This window comes from Tepidiforma sp., from assembly GCF_026419595.1.
In the GTDB taxonomy this organism is placed as follows: Bacteria; Chloroflexota; Dehalococcoidia; order Tepidiformales; family Tepidiformaceae; genus Tepidiforma.
The window spans coordinates 1-12,674 of the sequence record NZ_JANZZD010000043.1; the positions used below are offsets into that span (position 1 = coordinate 1).

Sequence of the window (12,674 nt, forward strand, 5' to 3'; positions counted from 1 at the left end):
GAGCAGCTCCTCCGCGTCCCGCTCCTCGTCCTGGACGACCTCGGCGCGCACCGCGGCACCGAATGGGCGGAGGAGCGGCTCTTCGCGCTCATCGATGCCCGCTACCGCGACGGCCTGCCGCTCGTCGTCACCTCGAACGTCGGCCTGCTCGATGTCGCGCCGCGCGTCCGGTCGCGGCTCGCCGATGCGCAGGTCAGCACCGTCGTCCCGTTCGCCGGCCCGGACCGGCGGATGGGCGCGCCGAGGGACGCCGCATGACCGCGCCGGCCAGCCGCCAGTCCGTCGCCTGCGAAGGCCGCGCGCTCGTCCTCGAGCCGGCCCGCGACGCCGCCGGCCGGCCGCGCCTCCGGCTCTCGGCCGTGCTCAACCCGTACGCCGGCGGCTACCTCCGCGTCACCGCCGCCGAGCTGACGCCGCGGCAGGCGCGCCAGCTCATCGACGCCATCGAGAACCTGCTCCTCGAGGAGGGACTGTCCGATGCGTGACGTGCTCGAGTTCGAAGTGCCGCTGCCGCCGGCCGAGGCCTCGCCGAACCTCCGCGCCTCCCGGCTGGCGCGGATGCGCGCGCTCGCCGGCTACCGCTGGCTCGTCGGCGCGCTCGCCCGGCAGGCGCTGGAGCGCTCCAGCTGGCCGATAGCCCCCCGCGTCCGCCTCTCGCTCACCTACCGGCTCGCCGGCGGCCGCGACGGCTTCTACCGGCCGAACGACCCGGACAACGCGCTGGCGGCGGCGAAGCCGCTCATCGACGGGCTGAGCGACGCCGGCCTCATCGAGGACGACAGCTGGCGCTGGCTCGAAATCGGCCGCATCGCCGCCGACCCGGACGGCGGGCCCGGCGTCCTCATCCGCGCGGAGGTGCTGGAGTGAGCCGCGCTGCGATGACGTGGGCCTGGCTCGCGCAGACGTTCCGCAGCTGGCGCATCGTCGGCGTCCGCGCCTCCGGCGACGCCGCCCGCCAGGAAGTCGTCGTGACGCTCGTCCGCCGGGGAGGGGGACGGGGCGAGTCGCCCGGTGCGGAGGTGGGACGATGAGGGCGATGGTGAGCCGCTGGCACGTCCGCCGGACGCCCCGGTCCGGCCTGATCGCGCGAAGCCGCGGCGCGTGGGACGCGCTGCGGCGGCGCGTGCTCGATGAGGCCGGCTGGGCCTGCGAGCTGTGCGGCAACCCGGCCGCAGAGGTGGACCACCGCATCCCGCTCGCGCTCGGCGGGACGGACGACCGGTGGAACCTCCGCGCGGTCTGCCGGGCGTGCCACCGCCGGCTGACGGCGTCCATCCGCCGCGGAGGGGGAGGGGGGTCGAAAACTTCGCCGCCGGACCCCCGGGAGCGCGCCCCCCAGGCTTCTTCGCACACGGCCGGGTTTCCGGCCTTCACCGGAGGTGACCGATGGGAGCACGCGGACCGCTGCCGCTGACTGCTCATGAGCGCCGGCTCCGCGGCGAAGCGGCGCCTGCCCGGACGATGGCCGACGTCGGCCGTCCGGGCCGCCCGACGATGCCGCGGAACCTCGGCCCTGACGGGCGCGCCGAGTGGCGCCGGGTGACGCGCATGCTCGCCGACCGCGGACTGCTCGACCAGGCCGACCGCGCCGTCATCACCGCCTACTGCCGGACGTGGGAGCGCTGGCTGGAGCTCGATGGCCTCGCCCGCGAGTACGCTGAGCCGACGCCAGCCGGCCGCGCCCTCAGCCCTGAGTGGCGAGCGCTTCGGGAGTGCACGCAGCAGCTGCTGAACCTGGCCGCCCAGCTCGGCATGACGCCGGCGTCCCGCCTTCGCCTGCCTGCTCCGTCCCAGGAGCAGCAGGCCGACCCCATCGTGGAGCTGATCCGCCGTGCCGACCGCAGCGCCGGCTGACTCCCCCGTCAGGGCCTACGCCGAGGCTGTCGTACGCGGTGAACAGCCGGCCGGCGAGCTGGTTCGGCTGGCCTGCGAGCGCCACCTGCGCGACCTCGAGGAGGGGCGCCGCCGAGGCCTCCGTTGGGACAACGCTGAGGCGGAGCGCGCCATCCAGTTCGTTCAGCATCTCCGGCAGTCGCGCGGCCAGTGGGCCGGCCGGCCGCTCGAACTGCTGCCGTGGCAGCAGTTCGTCGTCGGTTCGCTGTTCGGCTGGCGGCGCGCCGACGGCCTCCGCCGGTTCCGCCGCGGCTACATCGAGGTCGCCCGGAAAAATGGCAAGTCCACGATGGCTGCGGCCATTGCGCTCTACCTCCTGCTGGCCGATGGCGAGCCCGGCGCAGAGGTGTACTGCGCCGCGACGAAGCGGGACCAGGCGAAGGTCACCTGGGAGGAGGCGTGGCGGATGGTCCAGCAGACGCCGGCCCTCCGGGCGATGACGGCCGGCGTGCCGAGCCGGGCGAACCTGACCGTGCCGTCCACCTGGTCGAAATTGGAGGCGCTGGGCCGCGACGCCGACACCCTGGACGGCCTGAACCCGCACGGCGTCATCATCGACGAGCTGCATGCGCACGAGGACCGGGACACCATCGACCGGCTGGAGACGGCGCTCGGCGCGCGCCGCCAGCCGCTGCTGCTGTTCACGACGACGGCCGGGCTCGAGGACCGTCCGGCCTGGGTGGCGACGCGGGGATACGCGGAGCGGGTGGTCCGGGGATTCGAGGACGACCGCTGGTTCGTCTACATCGCCTGCATGGACCCCGCGGACGACTGGACCGACCCGGCGAACTGGCCGAAGGCGAACCCGTCGCTCGGCCAGACGCTCCGGCTGGAGGACCTCGAGCAGGAGGCGCGCGAGGCGCTGGGCTCGCCGGCCCGGCAGGCGGCGTTCCGGGCGCTGCGCCTGAACACGCCGGCCGCCATCGCCGGCGGCTGGCTCGACCTGCGGGAGTGGGACGCGTGCTGCGACCCTGGTCTGACGCTGGAGGCGTTCCGGGGGCGCCCGTGCTGGGCCGGGTTGGACCTCGCCACGACCCGCGACACCACCGCGCTCGCACTGGTGACGCGCCTGAACGACGGCCGCTTCGCAGCGTGGGAGGAGTACTGGGTGCCGGCCGAGACCATCGCGGCCCGCTCACGGGAGGACCAGGTGCCCTACGTCGCGTGGGCAGAGGCCGGGTGGCTGCATGCGACGCCGGGTGCTGTCACCGACTACGGCGCCGTGCGCGCCCGGCTGCGCGAGCTCGTCGACGACTGGGGCATCGACATCCGGGAGCTGGCGTACGACCGCTGGAACGCCTCCCAGCTCATCGTCGAGCTCCGCGCCGACGGGCTCGTATGCACGCCGCACGGCCAGGGACACGCGTCGATGGCGGGACCGTGCCGCGACCTCGAGACGCTCCTCGGCGCCGGCAGGCTGGTGCATGCGCCGAACCCGGTGACGCGCTGGATGGCCGGGAACGTGGTGACGGAGATGGACGCCGCCGGCAATCAGAAGCCGTCGCGGCGGAACTCCACTGACCGGATCGACGGCATCGTGGCGCTGCTGATGGCGCTCGGCCGCGCCGCCGGCTCGAGCCAGCCTGAGAGCGCCGGCCCGACGCTCTGGGTCGACGGCGAGGACGGGGGATGAGCGCGGTGGCGGCGCCATGGCGGCGGAGCCCGGTCGCTGAAGCGGTTCTGGCGTATCTCTGGAGCCACCGGTGGGCGCCGGTCGGCGTGGCCGAGCTGGCGGAGGCGTGCGCAGCGTCGCCGCGGGCGGTGAAGTGGGCGGTCGCGCGGCTTCGCGACGCGGGTGTCGGCATCCGCTCCAGCCGTGACGGCTACCAGCTCGCTGACCTGCCGCGGGGCGCGATGGTGGCGTGCCCCCGATGCGGCCGCGCCCTCTGCCGTCCGCACGCCGGCGTCCTGGGCCGGTGGGTCTGCCGCGCCTGCGGCTGGGCGGACGAGCCGGAGCCGAGGGCGTGGGCGCCGCTCGTGGTGCGGCTCGCTCCGCGCACCTGCGGGTACTGTGGGGGAGAGATCGGCCGAACCAGCGCCGAGCGCGCCGCCCGCGACGCGCGCCACGGGCTCGCCTACTGCAGCCTGGCCTGCGCTGTTGCCGCCGGCGGGCGCCGGCGGCGGAAAGGGGAGGACGCATGAAGACCGCGCTCTCGTTCGCCATGGAGGTCGCCGGCGTCGTGCTCGTGGCCGGGTCGCTCGGATGGGCGCTCCACCCGGCGGTAGGCGGCGTCATCGCCGGCGCCTACCTGGTCACCATCGCCCAGTTCGTCGGGAGGGAGCGCTGATGCCGCTGCTCGGTGCGCTGTCGAAGGCGCTCCGCGTCCAGCTGACGCCGCCCGGGGCCGAGCTGGCTCTGCTCGGCAGCTACCCGACGCGCGCCGGCGTAACGGTTTCCGAGGAGGGTGCCCTTCGCGTCGCGGCCTGCTGGATCGCCACGACGCTCATCGCGGATGAAGTGGCGACGCTCTCGGCCCGCATCGTCCTCCGGGACGACGTCCGCCGCGAACCGCGCAGGCCGCCGGAGCTGCGGCCGCTGTGGGACCGCCCGAACCCGGACCAGACGCTGGTGGAGTGGCGCGCCTCCACGGTGCTCTCGCTGCTCCTCTGGGGCGCGGCGTACATCGTGCCGACGTGGGACCGCGCCACCGGCGCCCTCGTCCAGCTCGCGACGCTGCACCCTGGGCGCTGCAGCCTCCGCCGCCTGGACGACGGCGGCTTCGAGGTGCGCTACCGTCCGGCCGGCGCCGGCGAGCTCGCCCTCCGCGCCCAGCGCGGCCGCCGGCCGGAGGTGGTGATGGTCCGGCTGTTCGACCTGCCCGGCGTCCTCGAGCCGGTCTCGCCGGTGCAGCAGGCGGCCGAGCTGCTCGGCCTCTCGCAGGCGTACGAGCGCATCGCCGCGCGGCTGGCCGGCCGCGGCCTCGCACCGGCCGCCGTGCTGACGTTCGACGACCCAATTCCCCCGGAGGTGGCGCGGGAGTACGGCCAGCGGCTGACGGCGCTGCACGGCGGCCCGGAGAATGCCGGCCGGGTGGCCGTCCTCGGCGGGAAGGGGGCGCGGCTCGAGCGGCTCACGATGTCGCCCGCCGATGCCGAGCTCGTCGCCCAGAGCCGGCGGGTGTTCGACGTGCTCCTGGCGCTCTGGCGGGTGCCGCCGACCGTCGCCGGCATCGTGGACCGCCCGAGCACCTGGGGCACCGGCATGGCTGAGCTGGCGCGGGGCCTCGAGCGGTTCACCCTCCGGCCTATCGCGCGGCGTCTCGAGGCCGCCATCGAGGATGGCATCCTCCGCTGGGTCGACGAGGGGCTGCAGTACCGGCTGCGGTTCGACGCGCTGCTGTCTGCGTCGCCGAAGGAGCGGGCGGAGGTGGAGCAGATCCGGCTGCTGAGCGGGATGACGAGCGTCGACCGGGTGCTCGCCCTCGAGGATGAGCCGCCGCTGAGCGAGGACGAGGACGTGCTGCTCCCGCTGAACGTCCAGACCCGCCGGGAGCGTGAGCGGGCAGCGCGTCTGCGCCAGGCGGAGGTGTACGCCCGGCTGCTGGCGGCCGGCATCGGCGAGGCGCGCGCGGCGCAGCTCGCCGGCATCGAGGACGGCAGGTAGCCCGCGTCCGCCGCCCTACCGTGGCGGCAGGAGGACGGGATGGAGCACCGGCCCATCGAATCGAAGAGCGTCCGGGCGCCGGTCGACTGGGCCCCTCAACGGGAGGGCGAGTTCGCCGCGCGCTTCAGCACGTTCGGCGTCGTCGACGCCGACGGCGACGTCACCCTGCCGGACGCGTTCACCGACGGCCAGCCGGTCATCATCGGCGCCTGGGGGCACGACCGGAAGCGTCTGCCTGCCGGGCGCGGCACCGTTCGCGTCCGCAATGACGGCGCCTACGTCGAGGGCGCGTTCTTCCTCGAGACGGAGGCCGGCCGTGAGACCTACGCCACGGTGAAGGGCCTCGGCGACCTGCAGGAGTGGAGCTACCTCTACATCCCGACTGAGGTCTCCTATGAGATGCGCGACGGGCGCGAGGTGCGCATCCTCCGGAAGGTTCAGCTGATCTCCGTCGACCCCGTCGATATCGGCGCCGGGGTAGGGACGGCGACGGTCGCCATCAAGGGGCGGACGCTGGCAGAGGACGTCTGCGGGGCCGCGGACGAAGCCCTCCGCGTCGCCCGGCGGCTGGCCGAGCGGGCGGCAGTCCGGGGAGCGGACGGCCGCGGTCTCGGCGCAGCCGCGGAGGCCGCCGCCAAGGCCGCCGCGGACCTCCGCGCCGCGGCGGACGAAATCGAGCGGGCGCTGCGCGCATCGGGGCAAGTCGGGGCAAAGTTCGCGGCTATCGCTGCCGGCGCCGCCGCCCGGGCCGCCATCGCCCGGGCCATTCTCGCTTCGAAGGAGTTCGAACATGCCGTTCGCCATTGACATCCACGGGAAGGAGCACATCCAGCGCCTGCCGCTCGACCGGGCCCAAAAGGCGCTCGCCGAGCGGACCGAGTGGCTCGAGGCGGTCCTGCGGGAGGCCGGGCCGGAGCTGGATGCGAAGGCCGTGCGGACCGTCCAGCTCGAGGACGGTGCGGAGCTGTCCGGGCTCGTCCGGCGCGTGAGCGACGAGCTCGAGGCGCTGACCGACCGGGTGCAGGAGCTGCGGAAGCAGGAGGCGGTGCTGGAGAAGGCGCGCGCCGAGGCGGCGCGCGTGCTGCCGGCGCCGGCGGCCGGCGATGCCCCGGCCTACCGGTCGCTCGCCGATGTGGCGCGGAAGACCGGCGCGCTCGCTGCGATGAAGGAGCTGCGCGCCGCCTCGGCCGTCGTCGAGGACGCCGACCCGGCCGCGCTCATCCTCGGCAAGGCGACGATGACAACGTCCGCCGGCATCGCTCCCGAGACGGCGCGGACCGGGCAGGTCGCATTCGCCGCCGTGCAGCCGCCGCGCATCATCGACATCATCCCCGCCTACCCGACCGGCCAGGCGGCGGTCGTGTATCTCGAGGAGACGACGTTCACCAACGCCGCTGCTGAGCGCGCCGAGGCCGCCGTCTACGCCGAGGCCGCCCTCGCCTACACGGAGCGGAACGTGCCGGTGCGGTCCATCGGCGTCTCTCTGCCCGTCACCGATGAGCAGCGGGAGGACGTCGCCGGCGTCGAAGCGCTCATCGACGGCCGCTTGCGGACGATGCTCCAGCTGCGGCTGGATTCGCAGATCCTCAACGGCAACGGGACGGCGCCGAACCTGCTCGGGACGCTGAACGTCAGCGGCATCCAGACGCAGGCGCGCGCGACTGACCCGCACCCGGACGCCATCCTGAAGGCGATGACGAAGGTTCGGACGACCGGCGCAGCCGAGCCGTCCGCCGTCATCCTCAACCCCTCCGACTGGCAGACCGTTCGGCTGGCGAAGACGACCGACGGGGCCTACCTCTTCGGCCCGCCCTACGATGCCGGCATCCCGCGCATCTGGGGCGTGCCGGTCGTGGCGAGCTCGGCGCTGGCACAGGGGACCGGCATCGTCGGCGACTACGCCGCCCACGCCGGGCTGTTCCTCCGCGCCGGCATCGAGGTCCAGGTCGCCCTCTCGAACGACGACTTCGTGAAGGGGAAGGTGACGTTCCGCGCCGGGATGCGCGCCGCGGTCGTCCATTTCCGGCCGGCCGCGTTCTGCACCGTCACCGGGCTGTAGGAGGCGGTTCGATGCTCGAGATCGAGGCGCTCCGCCAGCAGCGCGCCGGCGCCGCTTACCAGTCGCCCGCCCGCATCTGCCTCACGGCGGACGGCGAGCTGGTCGACTGCAGCGACCCGGCGGCGGCCACCCTCCTCGTCGGCGAGGGCGGCGAGATTCCGTGGGAGGTGGCCGAGCGGTACGGCCTCGTCGCCAGCGGCGGCGAGGAGCCCCCCGGCGGGAAGCGCGCAGCCCGCGGCAAACGGGTCCCTGACGCGCAGGTGGAGGACAAGGGCGCATGACCTGGTCGCTGGCGCGGGCCGGCGACCTGCGTGAGGAGCTGCGTCTCCCGGCGGCATCGGCTGCCGCGGATGAGGCGCGGCTCCTCCGCCTGCTCGAGGACGTCTCGGCCGGCATCGAGAACTGGCTCGGCCGCAGCCTCCGCGTCGTCGAAAACGCCGTGACGGTCGTCGACGGCTTCGGAGGCAGGGTTCTCCCCATCCCGGACCATGCGGCCGTCCCGGCGGTCGCCTGCGACCTCGATCGGGATGGCATCTACGAGACGTCCGTCCCGGCTGCAGACCTCCGCGCCGTCCGGTTCCACACGGCGGTCACCGGGCTCGTCCTGCTGACGGGCGCGCCCATTGCGGCCTGGCCGACAGGCGAAGGGGCTGTCCAGCTGACCGGCACGCGCGGCTTCGGCGACGAGAGTGAGCCGCTCGGCACGCTGACGGCGCCGCTCTCGGCATCGGCCTCGACGATGACGCTGCCCGCCGGGGCAGGCCCTGGCGACACGCTCGTCATCGACGGCGAACGGATCTACGTCCGGACGTCAGCCGGCGCCGTCGCCCGCGGCGTGCGGGGGACGGCAGCTGCGGCCCACCCCGCCGGGGCAGCAATCGAGCGCGAGGTCTACCCGAGAGCGCTCGTGCGGGCGGCGCTCCTGCAGGCCGCCCGCCTGCACCGTGAAGGGCTCGAGGCGTACGCCGCCGCCGGCGGCGGCGAGTTCGTCGGGCCGGTCATGTCGACGACCTACCCGGTGGTGCGCGACCTCCTCGCGCCGTACCGGAGGACGTTCGCGGCGGTGGCCTGATGGCGAAGGAGAAGAAGTCCGGGAACATCTACGTTTCGATCGGCATTCCCGATGCCGACGTCCGCCGCCTCACGCGTCTCATCAACCTGCTCTCCGACCGTGAGGCTCCGTTCCTCGCGGCCGGGCTGCAGGAAGCGCAGCGCATCTTGGTCGACGAGATCAGCTCGCGCGCTCCGCGGGTGGTCGTCCCGACCATCCGTGCTCACCCGGTCGGGCCGCGCTCCCGGAACGCCACCATCACCATCAGCCACGGCGCGGCGAAAGAGATGGAGTTCGGCCGGAAGAAGCCGCGCTGGATTCGGCCGCGCCTCAAGCGGGTGCTCTGGTGGCCAGGAGCCGAACACCCGGTGCGGAAGGCCCGGCATGGGCCGTTCGCTGCGAGGCCGTTCATCGGCGTGATGGACCGCGGCCATGCGATCGGGGCGGCCGAGCCGCGCATCCGCGACGTGCTCGCCGCCGCCATCGACGCGGAGTTCGACCGGCTGGCGGGAGGAGCGTGATGCTCGACACTGCGGCCGTCCTCGCCCGTGTCCGGGAGCTGGTCGCCGGCGAGCTCGCGCCGATGGCCGTCTACGCCGCCGGCGATCCCGACCACCCGCTGCCGCCGGCCGCAGCGGCGAGCCCGGCGGTGTTCATCTACCGCGGCCGGACGCTCGAGTTCGAGGTGAGCGCCGCGGACCAGACCCACGAGTACGAAGTCGTCATCGTGCTGGCGCAGGGCGGCGCCTGGGAGGCCGGCCAGTCCGACCTGCTGCCGCACGTCGACCGGCTCATGGACCTGTTCGCGCGCCGTCTCCAGCTCGGGCGGCCTGACGTGGTCGTCGTGCGGTTCATCGAGTGCTCGGGCCTGTCGGCCATCGACTGGGGCGGCCAGCGGCTGCAGGGGTATGAGCTCCGCTATGCGGTTCGCCAGCGGGCGCCGGCGGCGCCCGGGGTGTAGCTCGACACCAGAGGAGGACCATGTAGCCATGCGGCTCCGCTATCTCGGCCCAGACCCCGCCATCGACGCGGCGCTGCCCCTGCCGGAGGGGTGGCCGGCCGCAGACCACGACGAGCCTGACCCGGCGGCAGCCGCCGCGAAGCTGGCCAGCGGCCTGTACGCCGAGCACGCTGCGCGCGGCGGGCGCCGGCGGGCCGAGCCTGACCATGAACAGGAGGTGACCGATGCCGGCGATTCGACCACTGCGTAAGCTCCAGGTCGCGCTCGAGACATCGCCCGGCACGCCTGTCGCAGCGACGCGGATTCTCCGCGGCGGCGGCCGGCTGACGGAGAAGCGGGAGACCTACCGCACCGAATACCCTCACGGGGTGCGCGCCGCTGCCGGCGGCGCCGGCGTCATCACCCGCCGGTGGACGGAGTGGGAGTGGGAGAGCGAGCTGGCGCTCGAGGAGATCGGCTGGTGGCTCCAGTCCGGCGTCCGGCAGGTCACGCCGACCGGCTCGTCGGACCCGTACACCTGGACGTGGGAGCCGAATCTCGGCTCGGCCGGGCTCTCCGTCCAGACCATCAGCCTCGAGTACGTCGAATCGGACGGGACGACCAACCACTACACGGCGGCCGCTGCCTACGGCGTGACGACGCAGCTCAGCTTCGAAGTCGGCACGGAGAAGGTCGCATCGGTGAAGGCCAGCGGGCAGGCGCGAGCGCGGCAGTCGACGGCCCCGAGCAACACCGCGACCGCTGTCTCGGCCCGCACGCTGCTGCCCGGCCCGCTGTTCAAGGTGTGGTGGGACACGAGCTGGACGGGGTTGGGCACGACCCAGCTCGCCGGCATCGTCCGCGAGGCGAAGGTCGAGATAAAAACCGGCTGGGAGCCGGCGTGGACGCTCGACGGCCGGGCAGACCTGGACTGGACGCAGGCGCAGCCCGGCCTCATCGACGTCTCGGCCGACCTCACGATGGAGCTGGACGCCGTGGCGGCGGCCCGCATCGCGAACTGGCGCGCCAACGACCTCGCCTTCGTCCGGCTGGCGGCCGCACCGTCCGCGAACCGCGAGTTCCGGTTCGACCTGTCGGCCCGCCTTGCCGACGAGCTGTCGTTCGGCGAGGAGGGCGAGGTGACCACCGTGTCGCTGAAGCTGGCCGGCGTCTACGACCCGGCGAGCCAGAAGCTGCTCAGCATCCAGGTGAAAAACGGGAGTTCGTCGCTGTGATCAACCGTTTCGCACGAACCGACGAGACCGTCCGCATCGACCTCCGCGAGTTCGACGGGTCCGACGACTGGGTCGAGGTTCGGGCCGCGCTCTCGTGGGGCGACATGCTCGCCGTCCGGAAGGCGTCGATGCCGCGGGCGACGGCCGCCCCGGGAACGCCGGAGATGGAGGTCCAGATCGACGTCGGCGCCCGGTCGCTGGAGCTGCTGGCGCGGGCCATCGTGCGCTGGTCCTTCCGCGCCGCCGAGGGTGACCCGGCGCCGCTGCCGGTCTCGCGGGATCTCATCACGAAGCTGGACGCCCGGCTGGCCGACTGGCTCGCCGAGCGGGTGGACAGCCTCTACGGCGAGGGCAGCCGCGCGGGGGCCTGAGCCCCGCGGAGCGACTCCGCCGCGGGGCGCGGCTCGACCGCCTGCTCGAGGAGGATGACCGGCTCATGGCTGCCTGGATAGCGCGCCGAATGGGCTGCACCGTCTCCGAGGTCCTCGCCGAGCCGGCGTGGGCCATCGAGGCGTGGCTCGAGGCGGCCGAGCTCGAGGCGGCGCTCGCCGACCGGGAGGTGCGCCGTGCCAGGCCGTGACGCCGAGCTCCGCATCGCCATCCGGGCCGTCAACGAAGCCAAAGCCGCCCTGGGCGAGGTGCAGGCTGACCTCAGGGCGCTGCAAGACGCCGCCGACCAGGCGAACGGCCGGTTCGGGGCCGTCGGCGCGGCGCTCTCCGGGCTCGGCTCGTCGATGCAGACCGTCGGGAAGTACGCCATGGCCGGGATGGCGGCCGGCATCGGCGCCGTCGCCGGCGGGCTCGGGCTCGCGCTGAAATCCAGCGCGGACTTCGAGCGGCAGCTGAACATCGTCGCCTCCGTCGCCGGCGCCACCGGGAGCGAGCTCGCCGCGCTCCGCCAGACGGCGCTCGACCTCGGCGAATCGACGGCGTATTCGGCGGGCGAGGTGACGCAGGCGATGGAGGTGCTCGCCGCGAACGGCATCAGCGCGAAGGACATCGTCGAAGGGGCTGCCCGCGCCGCGCTCGACCTCGCCGCCGCCGGCTCGACCTCCCTCGTGCAGGCCGCCGACACCGTCTCGACGGCGATGGCTGTCTGGGGCCTCTCCACGGCCGACCTGACGGACACGGTGAACCGGCTCGCCGGCGCCGCCAACGTCTCCCGGTTCGGCGTCGAGGATATGTCGCTCGCCATCGCGCAGGGCGGCGGTGCGGCCTCCGCGGCCGGCGTGGAGTTCGCCGATTTCGCCGCCGCCATCGCCGGCATCGCGCCGCTCTTCGCCAGCGGGAGCGACGCCGGCACGAGCTTCAAGACGTTCATCCAGCGGCTCGTCCCCGATTCGAAGCCGGCGCGCGAGGCGATGATGGAGCTCGGCCTCATCACCGCTGACGGCGCGAACAAGTTCTTCGACGCCACCGGGAAGATGCGGCCGATGGCCGAGGTGGTGGACGAGCTGAACCGCGCCGTCAGCCGGCTGAGCGAGAAGGACCGGACGCGGCTGCTCTCGAACGCGTTCGGCACGGACGCGATGCGGACGGCCATCGGTCTCTCGCGGATGACGAAGGAGGAGTTCATCGCGCTGCAGACGGCGATGGGCGAGGCCTCGGCGGCGGAGATCGGCCAGCAGCGGATGCAGGGGCTGGCCGGCGCGATGGAGCAGTTCAAGGGGGCCCTGGAGACGGCGCGCATCGAAATCGGCGACCGGCTGAACCCGATCGCCACCCGCTTCTTCGAGGCGCTCGCCGGGTTCGTGCCGACGCTGAAGGAAGGCATCCTGAACGCGATGGACCGGTTCTCCGCCGACGTCCTGCCGCGGCTGCAGGCGGCGCTGGACGGGGTGCGGAGCGCGTGGGACCGGTTCCGGGAGCCGATCCTGCAGTTCCTCCAGAGC

The 12,674-nt window shown here is 73.8% G+C and carries 20 protein-coding genes and 1 pseudogene; all 21 read left to right on the forward strand.

Annotated features, from left to right (window positions below; translation table 11 throughout):
- Nucleotides 1–258, forward strand: a pseudogene (locus N2041_RS13795) (ATP-binding protein); the annotation flags it as partial.
- On the forward strand, nucleotides 255–485 hold the full coding sequence (locus N2041_RS13800) for a hypothetical protein (protein ID WP_297679158.1): 231 nt from the start codon (nucleotides 255–257) through the stop codon (nucleotides 483–485). The pseudogene N2041_RS13795 and the gene N2041_RS13800, both read left to right, overlap by 4 nt.
- Nucleotides 478–867, forward strand: coding sequence for a hypothetical protein (locus N2041_RS13805; protein ID WP_297679159.1), 390 nt, complete (start codon nucleotides 478–480; stop codon nucleotides 865–867). Before N2041_RS13800 ends, N2041_RS13805 begins: the two co-directional genes overlap by 8 nt.
- Entirely contained in the window at nucleotides 864–1,031 is a 168-nt protein-coding gene (locus tag N2041_RS13810; protein ID WP_297679160.1) for a hypothetical protein, read from the forward strand. Before N2041_RS13805 ends, N2041_RS13810 begins: the two co-directional genes overlap by 4 nt.
- The gene (locus N2041_RS13815) at nucleotides 1,028–1,414 is read left to right on the forward strand and encodes an HNH endonuclease signature motif containing protein (RefSeq protein WP_288019026.1); all 387 of its coding nucleotides are present in this window, start codon (nucleotides 1,028–1,030) and stop codon (nucleotides 1,412–1,414) included. Before N2041_RS13810 ends, N2041_RS13815 begins: the two co-directional genes overlap by 4 nt.
- Complete coding sequence (locus tag N2041_RS13820) at nucleotides 1,387–1,854, forward strand: phage terminase small subunit P27 family (protein WP_288019028.1); 468 nt, start codon at nucleotides 1,387–1,389, stop codon at nucleotides 1,852–1,854. The genes N2041_RS13815 and N2041_RS13820 overlap by 28 nt, the downstream gene beginning before the upstream one ends.
- The gene (locus N2041_RS13825) at nucleotides 1,832–3,526 is read left to right on the forward strand and encodes a terminase TerL endonuclease subunit (RefSeq protein WP_297679161.1); all 1,695 of its coding nucleotides are present in this window, start codon (nucleotides 1,832–1,834) and stop codon (nucleotides 3,524–3,526) included. The genes N2041_RS13820 and N2041_RS13825 overlap by 23 nt, the downstream gene beginning before the upstream one ends.
- Complete coding sequence (locus tag N2041_RS13830) at nucleotides 3,523–4,035, forward strand: hypothetical protein (RefSeq protein WP_297679162.1); 513 nt, start codon at nucleotides 3,523–3,525, stop codon at nucleotides 4,033–4,035. The genes N2041_RS13825 and N2041_RS13830 overlap by 4 nt, the downstream gene beginning before the upstream one ends.
- Complete coding sequence (locus N2041_RS13835; protein ID WP_297679163.1) at nucleotides 4,032–4,181, forward strand: hypothetical protein; 150 nt, start codon at nucleotides 4,032–4,034, stop codon at nucleotides 4,179–4,181. The genes N2041_RS13830 and N2041_RS13835 overlap by 4 nt, the downstream gene beginning before the upstream one ends.
- On the forward strand, nucleotides 4,181–5,497 hold the full coding sequence (locus N2041_RS13840) for a phage portal protein (protein ID WP_297679164.1): 1,317 nt from the start codon (nucleotides 4,181–4,183) through the stop codon (nucleotides 5,495–5,497). Before N2041_RS13835 ends, N2041_RS13840 begins: the two co-directional genes overlap by 1 nt.
- Before the next feature lie 39 nt (nucleotides 5,498–5,536).
- Nucleotides 5,537–6,304, forward strand: a complete 768-nt coding sequence (locus N2041_RS13845; protein ID WP_297679165.1) for an HK97 family phage prohead protease — start codon at nucleotides 5,537–5,539, stop codon at nucleotides 6,302–6,304.
- On the forward strand, nucleotides 6,288–7,556 hold the full coding sequence (locus N2041_RS13850; RefSeq protein WP_297679166.1) for a phage major capsid protein: 1,269 nt from the start codon (nucleotides 6,288–6,290) through the stop codon (nucleotides 7,554–7,556). Before N2041_RS13845 ends, N2041_RS13850 begins: the two co-directional genes overlap by 17 nt.
- Nucleotides 7,557–7,567: 11 nt before the next feature.
- Nucleotides 7,568–7,837, forward strand: coding sequence for a hypothetical protein (locus N2041_RS13855; RefSeq protein ID WP_297679167.1), 270 nt, complete (start codon nucleotides 7,568–7,570; stop codon nucleotides 7,835–7,837).
- Nucleotides 7,834–8,628: a hypothetical protein gene (locus N2041_RS13860; RefSeq protein ID WP_297679168.1), complete on the forward strand. Its 795-nt coding sequence runs from the start codon at nucleotides 7,834–7,836 to the stop codon at nucleotides 8,626–8,628. Before N2041_RS13855 ends, N2041_RS13860 begins: the two co-directional genes overlap by 4 nt.
- Nucleotides 8,628–9,128: a hypothetical protein gene (locus N2041_RS13865; RefSeq protein WP_288019049.1), complete on the forward strand. Its 501-nt coding sequence runs from the start codon at nucleotides 8,628–8,630 to the stop codon at nucleotides 9,126–9,128. The genes N2041_RS13860 and N2041_RS13865 overlap by 1 nt, the downstream gene beginning before the upstream one ends.
- Nucleotides 9,128–9,568 (forward strand): hypothetical protein, encoded by a 441-nt coding sequence (locus N2041_RS13870; protein ID WP_297679169.1) that lies wholly within the window; start codon nucleotides 9,128–9,130, stop codon nucleotides 9,566–9,568. The genes N2041_RS13865 and N2041_RS13870 overlap by 1 nt, the downstream gene beginning before the upstream one ends.
- Before the next feature lie 28 nt (nucleotides 9,569–9,596).
- Complete coding sequence (locus N2041_RS13875; RefSeq protein WP_297679170.1) at nucleotides 9,597–9,818, forward strand: hypothetical protein; 222 nt, start codon at nucleotides 9,597–9,599, stop codon at nucleotides 9,816–9,818.
- Entirely contained in the window at nucleotides 9,793–10,782 is a 990-nt protein-coding gene (locus N2041_RS13880) for a phage tail tube protein (protein ID WP_297679171.1), read from the forward strand. The genes N2041_RS13875 and N2041_RS13880 overlap by 26 nt, the downstream gene beginning before the upstream one ends.
- Complete coding sequence (locus N2041_RS13885) at nucleotides 10,779–11,153, forward strand: hypothetical protein (RefSeq protein WP_297679172.1); 375 nt, start codon at nucleotides 10,779–10,781, stop codon at nucleotides 11,151–11,153. Before N2041_RS13880 ends, N2041_RS13885 begins: the two co-directional genes overlap by 4 nt.
- Before the next feature lie 65 nt (nucleotides 11,154–11,218).
- Entirely contained in the window at nucleotides 11,219–11,362 is a 144-nt protein-coding gene (locus tag N2041_RS13890; RefSeq protein WP_297679173.1) for a hypothetical protein, read from the forward strand.
- Nucleotides 11,349–12,674, forward strand: a 1,326-nt coding sequence (locus N2041_RS13895; RefSeq protein ID WP_297679174.1) for a phage tail tape measure protein, incomplete at its 3' end; no start/stop codon positions are given. The genes N2041_RS13890 and N2041_RS13895, both read left to right, overlap by 14 nt.